Here is a 22,154-nt window from a genome sequence, read left to right as displayed (position 1 = left end):
GTAGGGAGTATAGCAAGTATCGTGCCAATAAATAAATAGCGTTTATTATCAGAGGAATGCCAGAGACGAAGCACTCTCCCAGAGAAAAGCGGACCGGACGGTCTGTGAAAAGTGTCGCTGATTAGCAACGTGTTTGTCGTGGTAATTTACTTGCTATATAAATCAATCAGTTAAATGTCACCTTTTGACGACAACGTATTGGCGGGATTGTCGTTATTTTCCGACAGTTTAGAGATTATGCGGATTTTAGTAAGGTCGCCATGAATGGCGGACCTGCAAAACGCGCAGAATAAAAAAGGCCGCTGTTTAGCGGCCTTTGTTTTGTTATCCCAACTGCTTACGCGCGTTGCGGAAGATACGCATCCACGGGCTGTCTTCGCCCCACTCTGCCGGATGCCAGGAGTTGCTCACGGTACGGAACACACGCTCTGGGTGCGGCATCATAATGGTGACGCGTCCGCTCTCGTTGGTTACCGCAGTGATGCCGTTAGGCGATCCGTTCGGGTTAGCCGGATAGCTTTCTGTCACTTTGCCGAAGTTATCGACGAAGCGCAGCGCCACCAAACCTTTGCTCTCCAGCTGTGCCAGATGCGCGCCGTCACGCACTTCGACAAAACCTTCACCGTGCGATACCGCGATTGGCATATGCGATCCGACCATGCCATCCAGCAGCAGCGATGGGCTCGCCGCTACTTCAACCAAGCTGAAACGCGCTTCGAAACGCTCGGACTGGTTGCGCACAAAGCGTGGCCACAGCTCGCTTCCCGGAATCAGCTCGCGCAGGTTCGACATCATCTGACAACCGTTACACACGCCAAGTGCCAGCGTTTGTGGACGATGGAAGAAGTTTTCGAACTCATCACGCACGCGACCGTTGAACAGGATGGATTTCGCCCAGCCTTCACCCGCGCCCAGCACGTCACCGTACGAGAAGCCACCGCAGGCGACCAGCGCCTGGAACTCTTCCAGACCGCGACGGCCCGCCAGCAGATCGCTCATATGTACGTCAACTGCAGTAAAGCCCGCACGATGGAAGGCGGCGGCCATCTCTACGTGTGAGTTAACGCCCTGCTCACGCAGCACTGCCACACGCGGACGTGCGCCCGTCGCAATCATCGGTGCCGCAACATCTTCTTCTGGTTTGAAGGTCAGATGGACGTTCAGACCTGGGTCGTTATCGTCTTTCTTCGCTTCATGCTCCTGATCGGCACAGGCTGGGTTATCACGCAGACGCTGCATCTGCCAGGTGGTTTCTGCCCACCAGGTGCGCAGCGTGCTACGGCTTTCGCTGTACACCGCGCTGTCGCCAGAGCGGATCACGAAGCGATCGCCTGGCAGGGCTTTACCAATCACGTGCAGGTTAGCGCTCAGACCGTGGTCAGCGAACACCTTCTCGACGGCTGCACGATCCGCTGCGTTGATCTGCAGCACCGCGCCCAGCTCTTCGGTGAACAATGCGGCTAACGCATCGCTGCCTAGCGCGGCGATATCGGCTTCGATACCGCAATGACCAGTGAAGGCCATCTCCGCCAGCGTGACCAGCAGGCCGCCGTCGGAACGGTCGTGGTAAGCCAGCAGTTTCTGCTCAGCCACCAGCGCCTGAATGGCGTTGAAGAAGCCCGCCAGCTGCGTAGCATCACGCACGTCGGCAGGCTTGTCGCCCAGCTGACGATAAACCTGTGAAAGCGCAGTCGCGCCAAGGGTGTTCGCGCCGTTGCCGAGATCCACCAGCAGCAGCAGGTTGTCTTGATCCGCCTGCAGCTGCGGCGTCACGGTGCGACGCACATCTTCCACGCGCGCAAAGGCGGTGATCACCAGCGACAGCGGCGAGGTCATTTCGCGCTGCTCAGTACCTTGCTGCCAGCGGGTTTTCATCGACATCGAGTCTTTGCCCACCGGAATGGTGATACCCAGCGCGGGACACAACTCTTCGCCGACCGCTTTAACCGCCGCGTACAAGCCCGCGTCTTCGCCTGGATGACCGGCGGCGGCCATCCAGTTCGCAGAGAGCTTAACGCGTTGCAGCGAACCAATGGAGGTTGCGGCGATGTTGGTCAGCGCTTCACCGACGGCGAGGCGACCTGAAGCCGCGAAGTCGAGCAATGCGACGGGTGCACGTTCACCAAGCGAGAATGCTTCACCGTGATAGCTATCGAGGCTGGCGGTGGTGACGGCGCAGTTCGCGACCGGAATCTGCCACGGTCCTACCATCTGATCGCGCGCCACCATGCCGGTTACGCTGCGGTCACCGATGGTGATCAGGAAGGTTTTTTCCGCCACGGTCGGCAGGTGCAGCACGCGATTCACCGCATCCGCTACGCTAATCCCGTCACGCTGCAGCGCTTCGCCGTTGGCCTGCTGGCTGGCAACATCACGCGTCATCTTCGGTGTTTTGCCCAGCAGCACGTCGAGCGGCATGTCGATTGGCTTATTGTCGAAATGGCTGTCGGCGAGGTTCAGATGCAGCTCTTCGGTGGCTTCACCGATGACCGCATATGGCGCGCGTTCACGCTGGCACAGCTCGTCGAACAGCGCCAGTTTCTCCGGCGCGACCGCCAGCACATAACGTTCCTGCGACTCGTTACACCATACTTCCAGCGGACTCATGCCTGGCTCATCGCTGAGGATGTCGCGCAGGTTGAAGTTACCGCCACGATTACCGTCGCTCACCAGCTCTGGCATGGCGTTCGAAAGGCCGCCCGCGCCGACGTCGTGGATGAACAGAATCGGGTTGGCTTCGCCCAGCTGCCAGCAGCGGTCAATCACTTCCTGGCAACGACGTTCCATCTCTGGGTTGTCGCGCTGTACTGACGCAAAGTCGAGATCGGCATCCGATTGGCCTGATGCCATTGACGATGCCGCGCCGCCGCCCAGACCGATGTTCATAGCCGGGCCCCCCAGCACGATCAGCTTGGCGCCGACCACGATCTCGCCTTTCTGCACGTGATCGGCACGGATGTTACCGATGCCGCCCGCCAGCATGATGGGCTTGTGATAGCCGCGCAGCTCCACGCCATTGTGGCTGTTAACGCGCTCTTCGTAGGTACGGAAGTAGCCGTTGAGGGCTGGACGACCAAATTCGTTGTTGAACGCCGCGCCGCCCAGTGGACCTTCGGTCATGATATCCAGCGCGGTGACGATGCGATCCGGCTTACCGAAATCCTCTTCCCACGGCTGTTCAAAGCCTGGAATACGCAGGTTCGATACCGAAAAACCGACCAGACCGGCTTTTGGCTTCGCGCCACGTCCGGTTGCGCCTTCATCACGGATTTCGCCACCAGAACCGGTCGCGGCACCCGGCCACGGTGAAATGGCGGTTGGGTGGTTATGGGTTTCGACCTTCATCAGGATATGTGCGGCTTCCTGATGGAACTCATATTCGCCCTTCTGCGCATCGGCGTAGAAGCGGCCAACCTCAGAACCTTCCATTACCGCAGCGTTGTCTTTATAGGCAGACAGCACGTGCTCAGGATTGTGTTCAAAGGTGTTCTTGATCATTTTAAACAGCGACTTCGGCTGCTTTTCGCCGTCGATAATCCAGTCGGCATTGAAGATCTTGTGACGACAGTGCTCGGAGTTTGCCTGCGCAAACATGTAGAGCTCGATGTCGTTTGGATTGCGGCCCAGCTTAGTAAAGGCATCAAGCAGGTAGTCGATCTCATCATCGGCCAGCGCCAGACCCAGCGTGGTGTTGGCCTGCTCCAGCGCGCTGCGGCCTGCGCCCAGCACGTCAACGCTTTTCAGCGGCTGCGGCTGATGGTGAGCAAACAGCTGCTGCGCATCGTTGAGATCAGCGAACACCGTTTCCATCATGCGGTCATGCAGCAGGCTCGCCAGCTGCTGCCACTGTGCTTCCGTCAGCTCAGGTGCCTGCACATAGAAGGCCATACCGCGCTCAAGACGCAAGACCTGTGGCAGATCGCAGTTATGGGCGATGTCGGTGGCTTTCGATGACCACGGTGAAATGGTGCCGGGACGCGGCGTTACCAGCAACAGACGCCCTTGTGGCGCGTGTTCGGCGAGAGAAGGACCGTATTTCAGCAGGCGTTGCAGGCGGGCTTGCTCATCCGCGCTGAGCGGTGCACTAACATCGGCAAAATGGACGTACTCGGCGTAAATATCACTCACCGGAAGGTGAGCGTCCTGAAAGCGGGTCAGCAGTTTGTTTACACGAAATGCCGACAGAGCGGGCGAACCACGCAGAATTTCCATCATTAAAGATCTCTCGTCTTTGAAGTGCCGGGCGACGCTTCATTGGGCGCAACAGGGGAAAACGGGCGGTATTATAGAGAAACAGCTCGGGTTACGAAACCGTTTGCGCATAAATTCTGGCGCCTGGCGTTTGGCTGAATTTTGCACAATTCTTGCTATAAAAGTTGCCCTGCCCCTTTTTGTTGCGCAAAATGCCCCTCGCTCTGGGAGTTAAAACAACATAAATACTGCCTTTAAAAGACAGAGGCCTGTGAGCCATTACGAGACAACTATTTGAAACGCCTAAAAATAAACTATCTGTTTATCGGTCTGATCACCGTGCTACTTGCGCTAGCATTGTGGCCTTCAATCCCGTGGTACGGGGGCGGAACAGACGCGCTATCACAGATCAAATCACGCGGAGTGCTGCGCATCAGTACCGTTAACTCTCCGCTGACTTACTACACCATTAACAATGCACCAGCCGGTATGGATTACGAGCTGGCGAAGCGCTTCGCCGATTACCTTGGCGTGAAACTGGAAGTTGAGGTGCGTCCTAATCTCGGCGATCTGTTTGACGACCTCGATGACGGTAAAGCGGATTTGCTGGCGGCCGGCTTGATCTACAACAGCGAGCGCCTCGCGCACTACCAAAGTGGCCCGAGCTACTATTCGGTGTCGCAGCAGCTGGTGTACCGCATCGATAAGCCTCGCCCGAAGAATCTCGGCGATCTCAAAGGCCGCCTGATTGTGCAGTCCGGTTCGGCATATCTGTCAACTTTACGTTCCGCCAAAGCTGACAGCTATCCCGATCTCGACTGGGCGATCTCCACCGATCAGGGCCAGAAAGCGCTGCTTGAAGCGGTTGCTGACGGCAAACTCGATTACACGGTGGGCGATTCGGTTACCATCGGCCTGCTGCAGCGCATTCATCCGCAGCTGGCGGTGGCGTTTGATGTGACCGACGAAGAGCCGGTCACCTGGTATTTACCGCGTAACGAAGACGACAGCCTGAGTGCGGCGATGCTCGACTTCTACAGCCAGATGGGCGAGGAAGGCACGATGGCGCGGCTGGAAGAGAAGTATCTCGGCCACGTTGGCACCTTCGATTACGTTGATACCCGCACCTTCCTGCGCGCCATTGATAACACGCTGCCGGATATCAAACCGCTGTTTGAGAAATATTCCGCCAGCATGGATTGGCGTTTACTGGCGGCGATCTCTTATCAGGAGTCGCACTGGAATCCGCAGGCTACGTCACCAACCGGCGTGCGCGGCATGATGATGTTGACGCGTAATACCGCCGACAGCCTTGACGTCAACGATCGCCTCGATCCCGAACAGAGCATTCGCGGCGGCAGCGAATATCTCAAGCGCATGATGGAGAAAGTCCCGGAAACGATTCCTGAAGATGAACGTATCTGGTTCGCGCTGGCGGCATATAACATGGGCTATGCGCACATGCTGGACGTACGCAAGCTGACGGCGAAACAGGGCGGCAATCCCGACAGCTGGGCCGACGTGAAGCTGCGTTTGCCGATGCTGAGCCAGAAGCGCTACTACACGCAAACCACCTACGGCTACGCGCGCGGCCACGAAGCCTATAACTACGTGGAGAATATCCGTAAGTATCAGATTAGCCTGGTGGGATATTTGCAGGAGCAGGAGAAACGTTTAGCGCAGCAGTCGGCACTGGAAGCGGAGTTAGGCGCCGGTTACCCGGCGGTCGAACCGAAAATTGCGATGAATTAACCGGTGCGCTGCGCCTGACGCAGCGCCTTCTTCTGTTCGCGACGCATGCGGAAAAAGTCACTCAGCATCCCGGCACACTCTTCCGCCAGCACACCGCAATCAATCTGAATTTGATGATTCATGCCGGGATGACCAATCACATCCAGCAGTGAACCGGCCGCGCCGGTTTTATCATCTTTAGCGCCGTACACCAGCCGCGTGATGCGGCCGTGCACCATCGCACCGGCGCACATCACGCAGGGTTCCAGCGTGACATATAGCGTGGTATCCAGCAGACGATAGTTTTCCAGTACTTTGCCGCCCTGACGCAGCGCCATGATCTCGGCATGTGCGGTAGGATCGTGCTGGCCAATCGGCCGGTTCCAGCCCTCTCCAATCACCTTGTCGCCCTGCACCAGCACCGCACCAACCGGCACTTCGCCCTGCTCCCACGCGCGCTTCGCCAGTTCCAGCGCATAACGCATCCAATATTCATCAGTTTGTGGGTTCACCGGGCAACTCCTGCGGGCAGTAAAAGGCGGCGCATTATAGCGATGCTGCTGCCGGAATCGAAGCGTTATTCCAGTTGTTGCAGCTCACCGCGCGGCGTGACGCGCCAGCGGTGCTGACAGAAGAACAGCAACGGGTTGTCCTGTTTGCTGTCGCTGTAGCCGCTATACAGTTGCAGCGGCGTGCCGATTTTCTCCTCCAGCTGTGCCACCTTTTCATGGCCGAGGCAGCGCATCGACAGCAAACTTCCGCCGCGGCCCGGTTTCATCTGGCTGGCAATCAGCTGTACGCGCGGTAAGAAGGCCGAGTCGAAATAGACTTGCTCCACCAGCGACTGCGGCGAACCGGTAATTAGCCAGACATCGGCATCGCTGCTGCTGAGATAGTCGGTGAGTCGCTGCTGCACCACCGGAAACGCAGTAACACGCTGGCGGAACCACTCAGCGAATTCCGCCTCACGCTGGCGCAGACGTTTTTCGCTGTGGCCGAAGGTAATCGCCCACAGCAATAAACTCATTGGCCAGCGTGCGGCGCGCCCTTTGATCAGCATGCCAAGACCAATCACCGGTAACAGCGGCACCACCAGCAGCAGATTGATCGGCTGACGTCGCAGCAGATAGCGCATAAAGGTGCCAAACATGTCTTGCTGATGCAGCGTGCCATCGAGATCGAAAAATACCACGCGTCGTTGTGTACCCTTTGTCAAACAGCACTCCTTCTCTATCCTTCGTGGTTTCTGCACTACAGTGTAGCCAGCTTCGGCGTTCAGGGCGAAAGCTGCTATTTTTAATTCCAGTGACTACAATGCCATTTGAATAGTTTATTCTTCGCGTTTACGCGCTGTTTGCGGATAAAGGAATTAAGGATCGAACCATGAGTTCATTGCTGCGCATTCGTCAGCTCTACCCTCGACTGGCGCTAAATGAGCGCCGGCTGGCGGATTTTTTGCTGTCGCAGCCGGATCGTGCACGGCATCTCAGTTCACAAAAACTCGCTGAGGAATCGGGCGTTAGCCAGTCCAGCGTGGTGAAGTTTGCCCAGAAGCTGGGCTACAAAGGGTTTCCAGCGCTGAAGCTGGCGCTGAGCGAATCGATGGCCGATCGCGATGCGATTACCGTGCATAACCATATTCTCAGCGACGATCCGCTGAAAGTGGTCGGCGAAAAGCTGCTGACCGAAAAGATCTCGGCGATCCGCGCCACGCTGGACATCAACAGCGAAGAGAAGCTGCTGCAAACCTTGCAGCTGCTGAAAAATGCCAATCGTATTTTGCTGGTTGGCATCGGCGCGTCCGGTTTAGTGGCGAAAGATTTTTCGTGGAAGCTGATGAAGATCGGCATCAATGCGGTGGCGGAGCAGGATATGCACGCTTTGCTCGCCAGCGTGCAAGCGATGGCGCCGGGCGATGTGCTGCTGGCGATTTCCTATACTGGCGAACGTCGCGAAATCAATCTGGCGGCGCAGGAAGCGGCGCAGGTCGGTGCCGATGTGCTGGCCTTTACCGGCTTTACGCCGAATGCTCTGCAGCAGTGCGCCACGGTTTGCCTCTACACCGTGGCGGAAGAGCAGAGCACGCGCAGTGCGGCGATCTCGTCGACCAGCGCGCAGCTGGCGTTGACCGATCTGCTGTTTATGGCGCTGGTACAAAACGATCCTGAACGCGCCTCCAGCCACATTCGCCACAGCGAAGCGTTGGTGAAAAAGCTGGTCTGATGAGATCAGGCGCGTATAATACCCGCGCCTTTCCTGCTGTTATTGGACTTCTGCTATGGCCTTGCTCATCACCACCAAATGCATCAATTGCGATATGTGCGAACCTGAATGCCCAAACCAGGCAATCAGCTTAGGTGACGCGATCTATGAAATTGATGTCGACCGCTGCACCGAGTGCGTGGGCCATTATGATATGCCGACCTGCCAAAGCGTCTGTCCGATTGATAACACCATCATTACCGATCCACAGCACCCGGAAAGCCGCGAGGCGCTGTGGGAGAAGTTCGTGGTGTTGCACCCTTAGTTCTCGATAATCACCGTTGCGCAGGCGTAATGGCGTTCATCCGCTAACGTCACATGCACATGCTTCACGCCGAGCTGGCTGGCAATCACCCTGGCCTGCTCAAAGAAACGTAATCCCGGTTTGCCCAGCGCATCGTTGTACACTTCGAACTGATTGAAGGCCAGGCCACCGCGGATGCCGGTGCCAAACGCTTTCGCTGCCGCCTCTTTCACCGCAAAACGCTTAGCCAGAAAGCGCACCGGTTGCTGGTGCGCCTGATATTGCTGCCACTCGGCTTCGCTTAATACGCGACGCGCCAGACGGTCGCCGGAGCGCTCAATGACGCCAGCAATGCGCTCGATCTCTACGATATCGCTGCCGAGCCCGAGAATCGCCATTAGCGACGCGCTTCCCGCATCAGCAGCTTCATTTCGCTGACCGCATCGGCCAAACCGCTGAATAGCGCGCGGCCAATAATCGCATGGCCAATATTCAGCTCGTGCATTTCCGGCAATTCCGCAATCGGCTGCACATTGTGGTAAGTCAAACCGTGGCCGGCATTGACTTTCAGGCCCAGACTGGCGGCGAAAGTCGCGGCTTTGCGGATGCGCGACAGCTCAGCCTGGCGCGCGAGACCTTCGGGCGCTTCGGCATAGGCACCGGTGTGAATTTCGATATAAGGCGCGCCGCTGGCAACCGCCGCTTCAATCTGGCGGTGATCGGCATCGATAAACAGTGACACCAGAATGCCGGCGTCGCTTAACAGGCGCACCGCAGCATTGATTTTATCCTGCTGACCCGCCACATCCAGCCCGCCTTCGGTGGTCACTTCCTGACGCTTTTCCGGCACCAGACAAACGAAGTGCGGCTTGATTTCGCAGGCAATGTCGATCATCTCGTCCGTTACCGCCATCTCCAGATTCATGCGCGTCTGGATGGTGTCACGCAAAATGCGTACATCGCGATCGGTGATGTGACGGCGATCCTCACGCAGATGCACGGTAATGCCGTCAGCGCCGGCCTGCTCAGCAACAAACGCGGCCTGCACCGGATCGGGATAGTTTGTACCACGTGCGTTACGTACGGTGGCAATGTGGTCAATGTTGACGCCTAACAGCAACTCAGCCATGACAATCCTTAAATGTGTTCAGTGTGTTTGCAGTGTACCGCGCTGAATATATCAGGCGGTACGACCAGCGCTAGTCGTTTGCCACATCGGGTTTCTTTTTTGGCACAAACTGGCGAAACAGTTCCTGACTCTTCAGCGGTTTGCCGCCAAGATAGGGCTTCAGCGCCATGCGCGTAAAGCGTTTAGCGGCGCGCAGGGTATCAGCATCGGGAAATTCGCGCTCCCACAACGCACGCAGCTGGCGGCCGGTAAAGCTGCGTTGATTGACCACCAAACTGGCGATAAAACCCTTCTCTTCGCGGTAGCTGTAGGTCATGCCATCGGCCACCTCTTCGCCGCTGCCGGCACAGTGCAGAAAATCCACGCCGTAACCGAGATGCCCGAGCAGCGCCAGCTCAAAGCGGCGCAGCGCCGGTTCAGGCGAGCCGTTGCCTGCCGCCAGCGTTTGGATGCAATTCAGGTAATCAAAGAACATATCAGAGAAGGGAATTTGCTGCTCCAGCACGCGCGACAGCAGCTCGTTGACGTAGAGCCCGCAATAGAGCGTAATGCCGCTGAGCGGCAATGCCAGCGAAACGGCTTCGGCATTGCGCAGCGTTTTGACATCACCGCGTCCACCCCAGCGCACCAGCAGTGGCGTAAAGGGTTGCAGTGCACCTTTTAGTTGGGAGCGGCGCGAGCGGGCGCCTTTGGCAAGGACGCGGACGCGCCCTTCGCTTTCGCTGAACAGATCGAGGAGTAGGCTGGTTTCGCTGTAAGGGCGACTATGCAGCACAAAGGCGCGTTGCCAGCCTTCCATTACTTAACCTTCGTCAGAGTAACCTAAGCTGCGCAGCGCACGTTCATCGTCCGCCCAGCCCGATTTCACTTTAACCCACAGTTCGAGATGCACTTTCGCTTCAAACATCTCTTCCATGTCTTTACGCGATTCAATGCCGATGGTTTTGATCTTGGCGCCTTTATTGCCGATGACCATTTTCTTCTGGCCTTCACGCTCAACAAGGATCAGGCCATTGATGTCGTAGCCGCCGCGATCGTTCGAAACAAACTGCTCAATTTCGACGGTAACGGAGTAAGGCAGTTCAGCACCCAGGAAGCGCATTAACTTTTCACGGATGATCTCAGACGCCATAAAGCGCTGCGAGCGGTCGGTGACATAATCTTCCGGGAAATGATGCTCAGATTTTGGCAGGCATTTGCGCGCAATCGCCGCAATCGCGTCGACATTTTTGCCGCTTTCCGCTGAGATAGGGACGATTTCAAGGAAGTTCATCTGCTGGCTAAGGAACTGCAGATGCGGTAACAGAATGCTCTTATCCTGGATGTTGTCGACTTTATTGATCGCCAATACCACCGGAACTTTGTTATCACGCAGCTTGTTGAGCACCATCTCGTCGTCTGGTGTCCAGCGCGTGCCTTCAACCACAAAGATCACCAGCTCAACGTCACCAATGGAGCTGCTGGCGGCACGGTTCATCAGGCGGTTGATCGCCCGTTTCTCTTCCATGTGCAGCCCTGGCGTATCCACGTAGATCGCCTGATAAGCGCCTTCGGTGTGGATGCCCATAATACGGTGACGCGTGGTTTGCGGCTTGCGTGACGTGATCGACACTTTCTGCCCCAGCAACTGGTTCAGCAAAGTGGATTTACCGACGTTTGGTCGGCCTACAATCGCGACAAAGCCGCTGTATGTTTCGAGTTCGCTCATTCGAGTCCTGACTTGGGCAGCGCCGCTTTCGACGCTGCAATGTGACTATTTATTCGAGGCCAAGCTTAATTAACGCCTGTTCGGCGGCTGCTTGCTCGGCTTTACGGCGGCTGGAGCCAATGCCCACCACCGGTTCTGCCATGCCACTCACCTGACAGTGAATGGTGAATTCCTGATCGTGGGCTTCGCCACGCACCTGTACCACCAAATACGACGGCAGCGGCAGATGACGTCCCTGCAAATACTCCTGCAGGCGCGTTTTCGGATCTTTTTGCTTATCGCCCGGACTGATCTGTTCCAGTCGTGAGTGATACCAGTCGAGAATTAACTTTTCGACGGTTTGAATGCTGCTATCGAGGAAGATGCCGCCAATTAAGGCTTCAACGGTATCCGCGAGGATCGATTCACGACGGAAACCGCCGCTTTTCAGCTCGCCCGGACCGAGGCGTAAACATTCGCCAAGGTCGAACTCTCGCGCCATCTCTGCCAGCGTATTGCCGCGCACCAGCGTGGCACGCATACGGCTCATGTCGCCTTCATCCACACGCGGGAAGCGGTGATAGAGCGCATTGGCAATCACGTAGCTGAGAATAGAATCGCCAAGAAATTCAAGACGTTCATTGTGTTTGCTACTGGCGCTACGATGCGTCAGTGCCTGCTGCAATAAATCCGGATGAGTAAAAGTGTAGCCCAGTTTGCGCTGCAGCTTGTTAATGACGATGGGGTTCATGCTATTCCAGTTGTTCTGTGCGCCTATCACTGCATACGAAACAGGGCTGAGGTTCCAACCTGTTCTGTTTGGTGTGCACTGGCCTCCCGAAAGAGAGGCCAACCTTTTTTGAAGCTAATTAGTGAATCCCACCAATGCGGCTAAAGCGCACGCCGGTCGGCCACTGTCCTTCTTGTTTCTCGAAGCTCATCCAGATGGCTACCGCTTTGCCGACCAGATTCTTCTCGGGCACAAAGCCCCAGTAGCGGCTGTCAGCGCTGTTATCGCGGTTATCACCCATCATGAAATATTGCCCTTGCGGCACAATCCAGGTCGATTGCGGCTGGCCCGGCTGCTGATAATACATGCTTGCCTGACTTTGCGCTTCGTTTACCAGCAAGATATCGTGCGTTACGTTGCCCAATGTCTCTTTGCGGGTGCCGAGACGCAGGCCGCCCTTCATGGTTTCGCCCTGCGGCGCCTGGAAGAAGCCGTTGCCAGTTTCATTGCCATCAAAGCCGCTGAAGGTTTGAATGAAGTTGCTTGGCTCAACGTTAGTGTAAGTCACTGGCAGCGCCGTGTCGCAACTGCCGCTGCTGCAACCAGGATTGATGGTCAGGGTTTTGCTGTAAGGATCAAACACCACTTTATCGCCCGGCAAGCCAATCACGCGCTTGATGTAGTCCACGCTGGGATCTTTCGGGTATTTGAATACCGCGACATCACCGCGCTGCGGATGGCCAGTTGGTATCAGTGTGGTTTGGGTAATCGGATCTTTAATACCGTAAGCAAACTTCTCCACGAGGATGAAGTCACCAATAAGCAGCGTTGGCATCATTGAGCCCGAGGGAATCTGGAACGGCTCAAAAATAAACGAACGCACGATCAACACCACCGCCAGCACCGGGAACACCGATGCGGTGGTTTCAACCCAACCCGGCTGCGCGGCTACTTTCGCCAGCGTTTTACTGTCGAGTGCGTTGCCGGCCTGCGCTTGCGCGGCAGCCTGCTTCGCACGACGCGCCGGTGCCCATTTAAAGCGATCGATACACCAGATAACGCCAGTGATCAGCGTTGCGATCACTAAAACCAGGGCGAACATGTTAGCCATTAAAAATCCTTATTTGCTGTCTTTACCGACATGCAGAATGGCAAGGAATGCTTCCTGCGGCAGCTCAACGTTGCCGACCTGCTTCATTCGCTTCTTACCGTCTTTCTGCTTCTGCAACAGTTTCTTCTTACGGCTCACGTCACCGCCATAGCATTTCGCCAGGACGTTTTTACGCAGCTGTTTTACCGTTGAGCGAGCGATAATGTGGTTGCCGATTGCCGCCTGAATCGCAATATCGAACTGCTGACGTGGGATCAGATCTTTCATCTTCTCCACCAGGTCGCGGCCACGATATTGTGAGTTATCACGGTGAGTAATCAGCGCCAGCGCATCAACACGTTCTGAGTTAATCATCACGTCGACACGCACCATGTCAGAGGTCTGGAAACGTTTGAAGTTGTAATCCAGCGAAGCATAACCGCGCGAGGTTGATTTCAGACGGTCGAAGAAGTCAAGAACCACTTCCGCCATCGGAATCTCATACGTCAGCGCAACCTGCTTGCCGTGGTAAACCATGTTGGTTTGCACGCCACGTTTTTCAATACACAGCGTAATGACGTTGCCGAGGAACTCCTGCGGCAGCAGCATGTGACACTCAGCAATCGGCTCACGCAGCTCGGCAATATTATTCAGCGGTGGCAGCTTCGACGGGCTATCAACATAGATAGTTTCACCGTCGGTGGTTTCCACTTCATACACTACGGTTGGTGCAGTGGTGATCAGATCCAGATCGTATTCACGCTCCAGACGTTCCTGAATGATCTCCATATGCAGCAGACCAAGGAAGCCGATGCGGAAACCGAAGCCCAGCGCCGTTGAGCTCTCTGGCTCGTAGAACAGTGACGCATCGTTCAGGCTCAATTTGCCCAGCGCATCACGGAACGCTTCATAGTCGTCAGAGCTGATCGGGAACAGACCGGCGTAAACCTGTGGCTTCACTTTCTTGAAGCCAGGCAATACTTTCTCCGCCGGATTGCGTTGTAAGGTCAGCGTATCACCCACGGGTGCGCCGAGAATGTCTTTAATCGCACACACCAGCCAGCCTACTTCACCGCAGTTCAGCTCGTTGCGATCAACACGCTTCGGCGTGAAGATGCCGAGACGGTCAGCGTTGTAGCTTTGACCGGAGCTCATGACTTTAACTTTGTCACCTTTACGCAGCGTGCCGTTCTTAATACGAATCAGCGATACCACGCCAAGGTAGTTATCGAACCAGGAATCGATGATCAGCGCCTGCAGCGGACCTTCCGGATCGCCTTCTGGCGGCGGGATGTCACGCACCAGACGTTCCAGCACGTCGGGCACGCCGACGCCGGTTTTCGCCGAGCAACGCACCGCATCGGTGGCGTCAATGCCGACGATATCTTCAATCTCTTCCGCTACACGTTCTGGATCGGCGGCAGGCAGGTCGATTTTGTTCAGCACCGGTACCACTTCCAGATCCATTTCCATTGCGGTGTAGCAGTTTGCCAGCGTCTGAGCTTCAACGCCCTGCCCTGCATCGACCACCAGCAATGCTCCTTCACACGCCGCCAGCGAGCGGGAAACTTCATAGGAGAAGTCAACGTGACCGGGAGTATCGATAAAATTGAGCTGGTAAGTTTCACCGTCCTGCGCTTTGTAATCGAGCGTCACGCTCTGCGCTTTAATGGTAATGCCGCGCTCGCGTTCCAGATCCATGGAATCCAGAACCTGCGCCGCCATCTCACGATCGCTCAGGCCACCACAAATTTGAATCAAACGGTCAGAGAGCGTTGATTTGCCGTGGTCAATGTGAGCGATGATGGAGAAATTTCGTATGTGCTTCATTTATATGAATATCTTCACGTAGAAAATCAGTGGGAAACTTGAGCACGAACACATTCAGGAAAGTGAGCTTAACCCGGAACCCTGTCGGCCTCATTAATGACGACGCATATTACACTGTTAACGCCGCGCGTTAAAGAATGGAACTGTGGGGAATCGCAACAGATTTCAGCGGTTAAGCTGATTGGGAAAGGCCGCATCAAACGCGGCCTGGACGGGGATCAAGCTTCGCTTTCCACGCGCAACGCATCAGGCGGTAACGCAACGCTGAGAATCACCGGCTGGAAAGCCTCGCGATCGCCGAAGAGTTTGGATACCCCTTTCGCCACGATAAAGCCGCCAATGCCGCCCAACAGCGCGCCACAGGCCGCAGCCAGATCGCTGGCGAACAGCATCTGGAAGATGCCAGCCACTAAAAACAGGCCAAACAGCGGCGTCATGTAAACCAGCAAGGCAGAGCCCAGCAGGCTGCTTTCGCGGATCCCTAACTCAATGCGCTGGCCGGGTTGCAACGGCTCCGCGCTGGCGATAGTCATCACGTGGGCATTTTTCGGCCCCAGCTGATTAAGCGCATGGCTGCCGCAGCCTTTACGCGCCGAGCAGCTGTTACAAGACGTTTTCGCTTCCGTGTGCAGAGTGGCAATGCCTTCTTTCCACGCCACCACGGTGGCCCATTCTTTCATCATTTTGGTGAACCCGAATCTATGCTGTCCGCAATACGTTTGGCAGTGGCTGGCGGTAACTCGCCCACCACCGTGATTTCGTTATTATTGCGCACTTCTGTCTGCACCGTGCGACGTCCAGTGCGCAATGCCTGCACGCTGCTGCTTTTATCTGCTGGCGTAACATTAATGGCAAAGCTAAACAGGCCATCGCTGTACAGGCGCGATTCGACAGTTTTGTTCATCGACGGGATATCGCGGCGACTTTGTGAGATCAGTTTCATGCCCGCCGGAAGCCAGCTTGGCTGCCAGCTGAGTTCCACTTTGTCACCGGCCGGTAACGACAGCGATGGCGGCAAGTTGGCCTTCTCCAGCCCTTGCATCAGATTGCGTACGCCTTCATCGACGGCAAAGCTGATGACGCGGAACTGTTCCAGCGTTTCACCGTCCCGATCAAGCAGATCGATACGCAGCGGCAATTTAGTGTCCACATCCAGCCACACGACATAGCTGTAGCGTGTGCCATCGCGTGACACGATGCGCACCACTTCGCACATCTGATCGGCCATGCGCGAGCGGCCCACCGGAATGAAATCGTAGGCCTCACCCAAACGGGAGAAGTCGGCAAACATCAAACCAGGTAAAGCATCGATGATGTGATTGCCCGGCAGCGAGAAGGGATCTAATCCCGGCTCGAAATAGCTGATGTCGTTTCCGCGCTGAATCACTTCACGGCGCGGCCCGTCCATCTGCAACAGTTGGGCGAAGATACGATTGTCGATAACCGCGTGGCGATAACGCAGAGATTCAATGCCAAGACGCGAGACATTGATGTAGGCAAATTCGTAGTTGAGGTTCTGGCTTGCCTGCTCCATCTGTTGCAACAACGCCCCGGACGCAGAGGTCTGCGCCGAGGCGATAGATGAGCAAAACAGGCTGCCTGCCAGCAGGCTAACGGCACACCAAAGCTGCTTCATTACTGCTGCTGAGTTCCTAACGACTGATTTCCGGGAACATTAGCCTGAGCCTGTTGCGGATCGTTTTTCTCAAACTGAACCTGATCGGCATGCAGACGACGTTGCAGTTCATAATCCTGCAGCATGGCATTCACGCGGCGACGCTGTTCCTGCACCTGCTGATTAGAGCTGTTGGTGTCGAAGGCTTCAGAAGGCACGCCTAAGCTGACCGGCGACGCTTTACCCATCATCGGCAAGGTATTGAATGCCGGTGAATCAGACGCTTCAGTCGCGCTGCCGGTTGGTGAACTGTTGTAGTGCTGAACACCGACAATCACCGCCAGTGAGACGCACGCAGCAACACCAACTTGCGTCAGCTGTGCCGCCCAGCTGCCACCACGACGCCAGAACGGCATCTTCTCGTAGCGTGACGGTTCAGGCTGCGCTTCAGGGATCAGCGAAGTGACTTTGCGTGCCGGCTCGTTTTCGATGGCCGCCGCCACACGTGCGGAGATATCAAAATGCAGCACTTCTCCGATATCACCGCGTAAGGTGTCGCGAATGAGATGGTAGCTTTCCCAGCTGTGCTGAAGATCCGCATCCTTCGACAACGATGCCAACAGCTCGTTATCTAAAGTTTCACCATCCATTAAAGCGGAAAGTTTTTCTTTCTGCATGCCTTGGTACCCTTCCAGTAGCCGTTATCACTGACGTTGGATAAGCGGTTGAACTTTATTATCAATAGCCTCTCGTGCACGGAAGATACGCGAACGTACGGTACCGACCGGACAATCCATGATGACGGCAATCTCTTCGTAACTCAGACCATCCAATTCCCTGAGGGTAATGGCCATACGAAGATCTTCGGGAAGCGCCTCAATGGTACGAAAGACGATTTGTTTCAGTTCTTCAGACAACATTAAGTTCTCAGGGTTCGAAATTTCTTTCAGTGCACCCGCACTTTCGAAATTTTCCGCATCGATAGCATCCACATCACTGGATGGCGGACGTCGCCCCTGAGCAACCAGATAATTTTTCGCTGTGTTTACCGCGATGCGGTACAGCCATGTATAAAAGGCGCTGTCGCCACGGAACGATTCCAGTGCGCGATACGCTTTAATAAACGATTCCTGAACCACATCAGGCACATCGCCTGACGGAACATAGCGTGAAACCAGGCTCGCCACTTTATGCTGGTATCGAATCACCAGTAAATTAAAGGACTTTTGATCTCCCTTCTGAACCCGCTCAACGAGAACCTGATCCGTTAACTGCTCGCTCATCCGAGGTAATATCTCCCCAAAACTTTTTTATGCGTAAGTGAACTGCCAGCACATCTCATTGTTCTGAGCAAGCATGCGCTTAGAGTGGCCCTTTGGCCCGAAGTTCACTACGACCAGAATTTTCCGTATCGGAACCACGACATCATTGTTGTTGATTGTCTTTCAGTGTAGCGACTTGCCACGCTGGTGGTGTCTTTTGCGGCACCGATAATCGCTGGCAGAGTACCTTATGACGCCGTCATTTTCACCTTTATTCCCTGAATTTTCAGAGTGTTTGATATAAAAAACACATTGTGCTCAATTTCAGAGTTAACTCACTGAATTCACGCTACTATCTCTACCCGCTGAATAATTTTTCCGCGCAGTTGGTTCAAAATACTTCACAGTACCCCCATCACGGCTTATGCTCAAGCCACCTTTTGTTTAGTAAATTAAACATCATGACTTCTCTCCCGGAATATCAGTGTGATGTCCTCATCGTCGGCAGCGGTGCGGCAGGTTTATCGTTAGCGCTGCGCTTAGCGCCGCATTATCAGGTTACCGTGCTGAGTAAAGCGCAGGTGAATGAGGGCTCAACGCTGTATGCGCAGGGCGGGATTGCGGCGGTGTTTGATGAAACGGACAGCATCGAATCACACGTTGAAGACACGCTGGTTGCGGGCGCCGGCTTGTGCGACCGCGATACGGTGAGCTTTATCGCCAGCAACGCGCGTCACTGCGTGCAGTGGCTGATTGATAACGGCGTTGCCTTCGATAAAGAGCCGCAGGCTGAGGGTGAAGCGCGTTACCACCTCACGCGCGAAGGTGGGCACAGCCATCGCCGCATTCTGCACAGCGCCGATGCCACTGGCCGCGCGGTGGAAACCACGCTGGTAAGCCAGGCGCTGAGCCATCCTAACATCCGAATTATTGAACGCACCAATGCGGTGGATTTGATCCTTTCCGATAAGCTTGGCCTGCCCGGCAAGCGCCGCGTAGTTGGCGCGTGGATCTGGAACCGTAAACGTGAACAGGTGGAAACCTGCCGCGCGCGCGCCGTGGTGTTAGCCACCGGCGGTGCAGCGAAAGTCTATCAGTACACCACCAATCCGGACGTGGCGTCTGGCGATGGCATTGCCATGGCGTGGCGCGCCGGTTGCCGCGTAGCGAACCTCGAATTTAATCAATTCCATCCCACCTGTTTATTCCATCCGCAGGCGCAAAACTTCCTGCTGACTGAAGCGCTGCGCGGTGAAGGTGCCTGGCTGTTGCGTCCTGACGGCACTCGCTTTATGCCTGACTTTGATGAGCGTGCCGAGCTGGCACCGCGCGATATTGTGGCGCGCGCCATTGACCATGAGATGAAACGGCTGGGCGTCGATTGCATGTATCTCGACATTAGCCACCAGCCGGAAAGCTTTGTGCGCGCGCACTTCCCGATGATTTACGAAAAATTGCTGACCTTTGGCCTCGATCTCACTAAACAGCCGATTCCGATTGTGCCAGCCGCGCATTACACTTGCGGCGGCGTGATGGTCGATCAGCAAGGCCGTACAGATGTTGACGGACTGTATGCGATTGGCGAAGTGAGTTACACCGGCTTACATGGCGCAAACCGCATGGCGTCCAACTCCCTGCTCGAGTGCCTGGTTTACGGTTGGTCTGCTGCTGAAGATATGATCGCCCGCTTGCCGGACATCGCGGCGGTAGAACATCTGCCCGCGTGGGATGAAAGCCGCGTTGATGATGCCGATGAGCGCGTAGTAATCCAGCATAACTGGCATGAACTGCGATTATTCATGTGGGATTACATGGGAATTGTGCGTACTACCAAACGTCTGGAGCGCGCGCTGCGGCGCATTAATTTGCTGCAACAGGAGATTGACGAGTACTACGCGCACTTCCGCCTCTCTAACAATCTTCTTGAGCTGCGCAATCTGGTGCAGGTCGCCGAACTTATGGTGCGCTGTGCGCTGGAGCGCAAGGAGAGCCGAGGGCTACACTTTACCCTCGACAATCCCGATCTGCTGGATGAAGCGTTACCGACCATCCTGCAGCCCGAAGCTAGCGGAACAGGTAAAAGTCTTTCACCAGGCTGAGCCAGTCGGCTGAATAGCTTTTATCTTCATCACGAATGGCGAGACGTTCCAGCAAGGTTTCGCCGGCGGAGGGAGAAAAACCTAACACCACGCGATTCGGCGGGCGCTGCGCATAGGCGGCGACATCGTAGCGATAACGCAAATGCCAGCCATCCGCCAGCGCCAGTGAAATCAATGCTTCGCCAGCTTCAGCCGGCAGCACCACGCAAAATAGCCCTTCTTCTTCAATCAACTGGGCGGCACAACGCAGCAGCGTCAGATGGTCGAGCGTGGCGGTGCTGCGTGCGGTATCGCGCGCGACACTGCCGGTTGCCATACCGGGCGCAAAAAAAGGCGGATTACTGACGATGAGCGAAAAGCGTTTTTCACACTGTTCGCTCCAGGTGACAATATCCTGATGGTGGACGTGGATGCGATCCGCCCACGGCGAAGCCTGCATATTTTCCTGCGCCTGCTGCGCTGCGCTGGCTTCCAGTTCGACGGCATCAATCTCTACCGAATTGGGCGTACGTTGCGCCAGCATCAGCGCAATCAAGCCACTGCCGCAGCCAATATCGAGGATGCGACGCGCGCCGGCTACTGGCGCCCAGGCCCCGATTAACACGCCATCGGTGCCGACTTTCATCGCACAGCGATCGTGCGCCACGAAAAATTGCTTAAAGGTAAAACCGTCTTTTCTTAACGTCGGCCGCGCGTGCGGCTGGTCCTGAGACATACTTCACTACCATTGAATTTTTTACTGCCGGAAGTGTAACGTGGTGGCGATGGGAATTCACCTGCGCCGGTAATACCTACACAAACAGATGAAGATTATATTCGTTCTGTCTATAATCAGCGCCCCAAACTGAGGTAGACCATGACCGTAACCACATTCTCCGAACTCGAACTCGACGAAAGCCTGCTACAAGCTTTGCAGGAAAAAGGCTTCACTCGCCCTACTGTTATTCAGGCCGAGACCATTCCTGCCGCGCTGGAAGGCCGTGACGTTCTGGGTTCGGCTCCAACCGGGACGGGGAAAACTGCAGCGTTTTTGCTGCCCGCTTTACAGCATTTGCTCGATTTCCCGCGCAAGAAATCAGGCCCACCACGCATTCTGATCATCACCCCAACGCGCGAACTGGCGATGCAGGTTGCCGATCACGCGCGCGAGCTGGCTAAACACACGCATCTGGATATCGCCACCATCACCGGGGGCGTGGCGTATATGAACCATGCCGAAGTGTTCAGTGAAAACCAGGACATTGTCGTCGCGACCACCGGCCGTTTGCTGCAGTACATCAAAGAAGAGAACTTTGACTGCCGCGCCGTAGAAACGCTGATTCTCGATGAAGCTGACCGCATGCTCGATATGGGCTTTGCGCAGGACATCGAGACCATCGCCGCAGAAACCCGCTGGCGCAAACAGACGCTGCTGTTCTCGGCGACGCTGGAAGGTGAGCACATCAAAGACTTCGCCGAGCGTTTGCTCAACGAGCCTGTGTTTATTGAGGCCGACCCAAGCAAAAGCGAACGCAAAAAAATCCAGCAATGGTATTACCGCGCCGATAATTTAGAGCATAAGAACAAGCTGCTGATTCACCTGTTGAAACAGCCAGATGCCACGCGCGTCATTGTGTTTGTGCGCAAACGTGAGCGCCTGCATGAGCTGGTTACCTGGCTTCATGAAGCGGGCATCCGCACCAGCTACCTCGAAGGCGAAATGGTGCAGGTCAACCGTAACGAAGCCATCAAGCGTATGAATGATGGCCGCGTGAAGGTGATGATTGCCACCGACGTTGCTGCGCGCGGTATCGACATCGACGATATCTCGCACGTAATTAACTACGATTTGCCGCGCACCGCAGATACCTATCTGCACCGCATCGGCCGCACCGCGCGTGCGGGCCGTAAAGGTACCGCGATATCGCTGGTTGAAGCGCACGATCACGTGCTGCTGGGCAAAATCACCCGTTACATCAACGAGCCGTTAAAAGCGCGTGTGATTGATGAGCTGCGTCCAGAAAGCCGTGCGCCAAGTGCTAAAGTGACGGGAAAACCGTCGAAAAAAGCACTTGCGAAGCGTCAAGAGCGTAAAGAGAAAGAACAAGAGAAACCGCGCGTCAAGCAACGTCATCGCGACACCAAAAATGTGGGTAAACGCCGCAAGCCAAGCGGTAGCGATGCACCAAAGTCTGGTGCGGAATAAAACAGCACTCGCTGTAATTAATCGCCTCTTTTGAGGCGATTTTTTTGTTTTAAGCGTAGCGAAAACGCGCTCTCGCTATCATCCGCCCTGAAGAACCGT

General features: G+C 55.6%; 20 protein-coding genes. 5 read left to right on the top strand and 15 right to left on the bottom strand.

The annotated features are described in order from the left end of the window. Positions 1 to 324: 324 nt before the first annotated feature. The gene (gene purL, locus MWH02_RS19785) at positions 325 to 4,215 is read right to left on the bottom strand and encodes a phosphoribosylformylglycinamidine synthase (protein ID WP_192232987.1); all 3,891 of its coding nucleotides are present in this window, start codon (positions 4,213 to 4,215) and stop codon (positions 325 to 327) included. A 270-nt stretch (positions 4,216 to 4,485) separates the two neighbouring features. On the opposite strand from purL, the gene mltF reads away from it, so the two are divergent. After that, positions 4,486 to 5,943, top strand: a complete 1,458-nt coding sequence (gene mltF / locus MWH02_RS19780; protein WP_110868275.1) for a membrane-bound lytic murein transglycosylase MltF — start codon at positions 4,486 to 4,488, stop codon at positions 5,941 to 5,943. On the opposite strand, the gene tadA is transcribed toward mltF, so the two are convergent. Both tadA and yfhb read right to left on the bottom strand, forming a co-directional pair. Beyond that, positions 5,940 to 6,434 carry a tRNA adenosine(34) deaminase TadA gene (gene tadA / locus MWH02_RS19775; RefSeq protein WP_137386298.1) on the bottom strand — a complete coding sequence of 165 codons (495 nt, stop codon included), beginning with the start codon at positions 6,432 to 6,434 and terminating at the stop codon, positions 5,940 to 5,942. The genes mltF and tadA overlap by 4 nt on opposite strands. A gap of 65 nt (positions 6,435 to 6,499) precedes the next feature. After that, positions 6,500 to 7,138 (bottom strand): phosphatidylglycerophosphatase C, encoded by a 639-nt coding sequence (yfhb, locus tag MWH02_RS19770; RefSeq protein ID WP_271461289.1) that lies wholly within the window; start codon positions 7,136 to 7,138, stop codon positions 6,500 to 6,502. Between the two features lie 167 nt (positions 7,139 to 7,305). Between yfhb and MWH02_RS19765 the strand changes: the two genes are divergently transcribed. Continuing rightward, positions 7,306 to 8,145 (top strand): MurR/RpiR family transcriptional regulator, encoded by an 840-nt coding sequence (locus tag MWH02_RS19765; protein WP_101763462.1) that lies wholly within the window; start codon positions 7,306 to 7,308, stop codon positions 8,143 to 8,145. Between the two features lie 55 nt (positions 8,146 to 8,200). Further along, positions 8,201 to 8,449 carry a YfhL family 4Fe-4S dicluster ferredoxin gene (locus MWH02_RS19760; protein WP_192232982.1) on the top strand — a complete coding sequence of 83 codons (249 nt, stop codon included), beginning with the start codon at positions 8,201 to 8,203 and terminating at the stop codon, positions 8,447 to 8,449. On the opposite strand, the gene acpS is transcribed toward MWH02_RS19760, so the two are convergent. The 11 genes from acpS to rpoE form a co-directional block, all read right to left on the bottom strand. After that, positions 8,446 to 8,826, bottom strand: a complete 381-nt coding sequence (gene acpS / locus MWH02_RS19755; protein WP_101763460.1) for a holo-ACP synthase — start codon at positions 8,824 to 8,826, stop codon at positions 8,446 to 8,448. The genes MWH02_RS19760 and acpS overlap by 4 nt on opposite strands. Next, positions 8,826 to 9,557 (bottom strand): pyridoxine 5'-phosphate synthase, encoded by a 732-nt coding sequence (gene pdxJ, locus MWH02_RS19750; RefSeq protein WP_210081456.1) that lies wholly within the window; start codon positions 9,555 to 9,557, stop codon positions 8,826 to 8,828. The genes acpS and pdxJ overlap by 1 nt, the downstream gene beginning before the upstream one ends. A 70-nt stretch (positions 9,558 to 9,627) precedes the next feature. Then, positions 9,628 to 10,356, bottom strand: a complete 729-nt coding sequence (recO, locus tag MWH02_RS19745) for a DNA repair protein RecO (RefSeq protein ID WP_008101510.1) — start codon at positions 10,354 to 10,356, stop codon at positions 9,628 to 9,630. Positions 10,357 to 10,359: 3 nt separating this feature from the next. Beyond that, entirely contained in the window at positions 10,360 to 11,265 is a 906-nt protein-coding gene (gene era, locus MWH02_RS19740; protein ID WP_008101512.1) for a GTPase Era, read from the bottom strand. Positions 11,266 to 11,314: 49 nt separating this feature from the next. Next, positions 11,315 to 11,995, bottom strand: coding sequence for a ribonuclease III (rnc, locus tag MWH02_RS19735; RefSeq protein WP_036620136.1), 681 nt, complete (start codon positions 11,993 to 11,995; stop codon positions 11,315 to 11,317). 118 nt (positions 11,996 to 12,113) lie between these two features. Continuing rightward, positions 12,114 to 13,085, bottom strand: a complete 972-nt coding sequence (gene lepB / locus MWH02_RS19730) for a signal peptidase I (RefSeq protein ID WP_101763459.1) — start codon at positions 13,083 to 13,085, stop codon at positions 12,114 to 12,116. A 9-nt stretch (positions 13,086 to 13,094) separates the two neighbouring features. Next, a complete protein-coding gene (gene lepA / locus MWH02_RS19725) occupies positions 13,095 to 14,894 on the bottom strand; it encodes a translation elongation factor 4 (RefSeq protein ID WP_101763458.1) in 1,800 nt (599 codons plus the stop codon). Between the two features lie 218 nt (positions 14,895 to 15,112). Beyond that, complete coding sequence (rseC, locus tag MWH02_RS19720; RefSeq protein WP_061718009.1) at positions 15,113 to 15,577, bottom strand: SoxR-reducing system protein RseC; 465 nt, start codon at positions 15,575 to 15,577, stop codon at positions 15,113 to 15,115. Further along, positions 15,574 to 16,530, bottom strand: a complete 957-nt coding sequence (rseB, locus tag MWH02_RS19715) for a sigma-E factor regulatory protein RseB (RefSeq protein WP_210081454.1) — start codon at positions 16,528 to 16,530, stop codon at positions 15,574 to 15,576. The genes rseC and rseB overlap by 4 nt, the downstream gene beginning before the upstream one ends. Further along, the gene (gene rseA, locus MWH02_RS19710; protein ID WP_101763456.1) at positions 16,530 to 17,186 is read right to left on the bottom strand and encodes an anti-sigma-E factor RseA; all 657 of its coding nucleotides are present in this window, start codon (positions 17,184 to 17,186) and stop codon (positions 16,530 to 16,532) included. Before rseA ends, rseB begins: the two co-directional genes overlap by 1 nt. A 27-nt stretch (positions 17,187 to 17,213) precedes the next feature. After that, positions 17,214 to 17,792: an RNA polymerase sigma factor RpoE gene (rpoE, locus tag MWH02_RS19705; RefSeq protein ID WP_007886161.1), complete on the bottom strand. Its 579-nt coding sequence runs from the start codon at positions 17,790 to 17,792 to the stop codon at positions 17,214 to 17,216. Positions 17,793 to 18,232: 440 nt separating this feature from the next. Between rpoE and nadB the strand changes: the two genes are divergently transcribed. After that, a complete protein-coding gene (nadB, locus tag MWH02_RS19700; RefSeq protein ID WP_101763455.1) occupies positions 18,233 to 19,870 on the top strand; it encodes an L-aspartate oxidase in 1,638 nt (545 codons plus the stop codon). Here the strand turns inward: nadB and trmN are convergent. Next, positions 19,836 to 20,585, bottom strand: coding sequence for a tRNA(1)(Val) (adenine(37)-N(6))-methyltransferase TrmN (trmN, locus tag MWH02_RS19695; protein ID WP_101763454.1), 750 nt, complete (start codon positions 20,583 to 20,585; stop codon positions 19,836 to 19,838). The two genes, nadB and trmN, sit on opposite strands and share 35 nt — an antisense overlap. 141 nt (positions 20,586 to 20,726) lie before the next feature. Here trmN and srmB point away from each other — a divergent pair, with 141 nt between their 5' ends. Further along, positions 20,727 to 22,055, top strand: coding sequence for an ATP-dependent RNA helicase SrmB (gene srmB / locus MWH02_RS19690; RefSeq protein WP_137386305.1), 1,329 nt, complete (start codon positions 20,727 to 20,729; stop codon positions 22,053 to 22,055). Positions 22,056 to 22,154: the final 99 nt, after the last annotated feature.

This window comes from Pantoea leporis, assembly GCF_028048155.1.
In the GTDB taxonomy this organism is placed as follows: domain Bacteria; phylum Pseudomonadota; class Gammaproteobacteria; order Enterobacterales; family Enterobacteriaceae; genus Pantoea; species Pantoea leporis.
This window is presented reverse-complemented; position numbering and strand designations above follow the sequence as displayed.

What these genes read in the sequence shown, in the direction of transcription:
- purL (WP_192232987.1), bottom strand. Translation starts at nt 4,215, where the DNA reads ATGATGGAAATTCTGCGTGGTTCGCCCGCTCTGTCGGCATTTCGTGTA.
- MWH02_RS19765 (WP_101763462.1), top strand. Translation starts at nt 7,306, where the DNA reads ATGAGTTCATTGCTGCGCATTCGTCAGCTCTACCCTCGACTGGCGCTA.
- MWH02_RS19760 (WP_192232982.1), top strand. Translation starts at nt 8,201, where the DNA reads ATGGCCTTGCTCATCACCACCAAATGCATCAATTGCGATATGTGCGAA.
- acpS (WP_101763460.1), bottom strand. Translation starts at nt 8,826, where the DNA reads ATGGCGATTCTCGGGCTCGGCAGCGATATCGTAGAGATCGAGCGCATT.
- pdxJ (WP_210081456.1), bottom strand. Translation starts at nt 9,557, where the DNA reads ATGGCTGAGTTGCTGTTAGGCGTCAACATTGACCACATTGCCACCGTA.
- recO (WP_008101510.1), bottom strand. Translation starts at nt 10,356, where the DNA reads ATGGAAGGCTGGCAACGCGCCTTTGTGCTGCATAGTCGCCCTTACAGC.
- era (WP_008101512.1), bottom strand. Translation starts at nt 11,265, where the DNA reads ATGAGCGAACTCGAAACATACAGCGGCTTTGTCGCGATTGTAGGCCGA.
- rnc (WP_036620136.1), bottom strand. Translation starts at nt 11,995, where the DNA reads ATGAACCCCATCGTCATTAACAAGCTGCAGCGCAAACTGGGCTACACT.
- lepB (WP_101763459.1), bottom strand. Translation starts at nt 13,085, where the DNA reads ATGGCTAACATGTTCGCCCTGGTTTTAGTGATCGCAACGCTGATCACT.
- lepA (WP_101763458.1), bottom strand. Translation starts at nt 14,894, where the DNA reads ATGAAGCACATACGAAATTTCTCCATCATCGCTCACATTGACCACGGC.
- rseC (WP_061718009.1), bottom strand. Translation starts at nt 15,577, where the DNA reads ATGATGAAAGAATGGGCCACCGTGGTGGCGTGGAAAGAAGGCATTGCC.
- rseB (WP_210081454.1), bottom strand. Translation starts at nt 16,530, where the DNA reads ATGAAGCAGCTTTGGTGTGCCGTTAGCCTGCTGGCAGGCAGCCTGTTT.
- rseA (WP_101763456.1), bottom strand. Translation starts at nt 17,186, where the DNA reads ATGCAGAAAGAAAAACTTTCCGCTTTAATGGATGGTGAAACTTTAGAT.
- rpoE (WP_007886161.1), bottom strand. Translation starts at nt 17,792, where the DNA reads ATGAGCGAGCAGTTAACGGATCAGGTTCTCGTTGAGCGGGTTCAGAAG.
- nadB (WP_101763455.1), top strand. Translation starts at nt 18,233, where the DNA reads ATGACTTCTCTCCCGGAATATCAGTGTGATGTCCTCATCGTCGGCAGC.
- trmN (WP_101763454.1), bottom strand. Translation starts at nt 20,585, where the DNA reads ATGTCTCAGGACCAGCCGCACGCGCGGCCGACGTTAAGAAAAGACGGT.
- srmB (WP_137386305.1), top strand. Translation starts at nt 20,727, where the DNA reads ATGACCGTAACCACATTCTCCGAACTCGAACTCGACGAAAGCCTGCTA.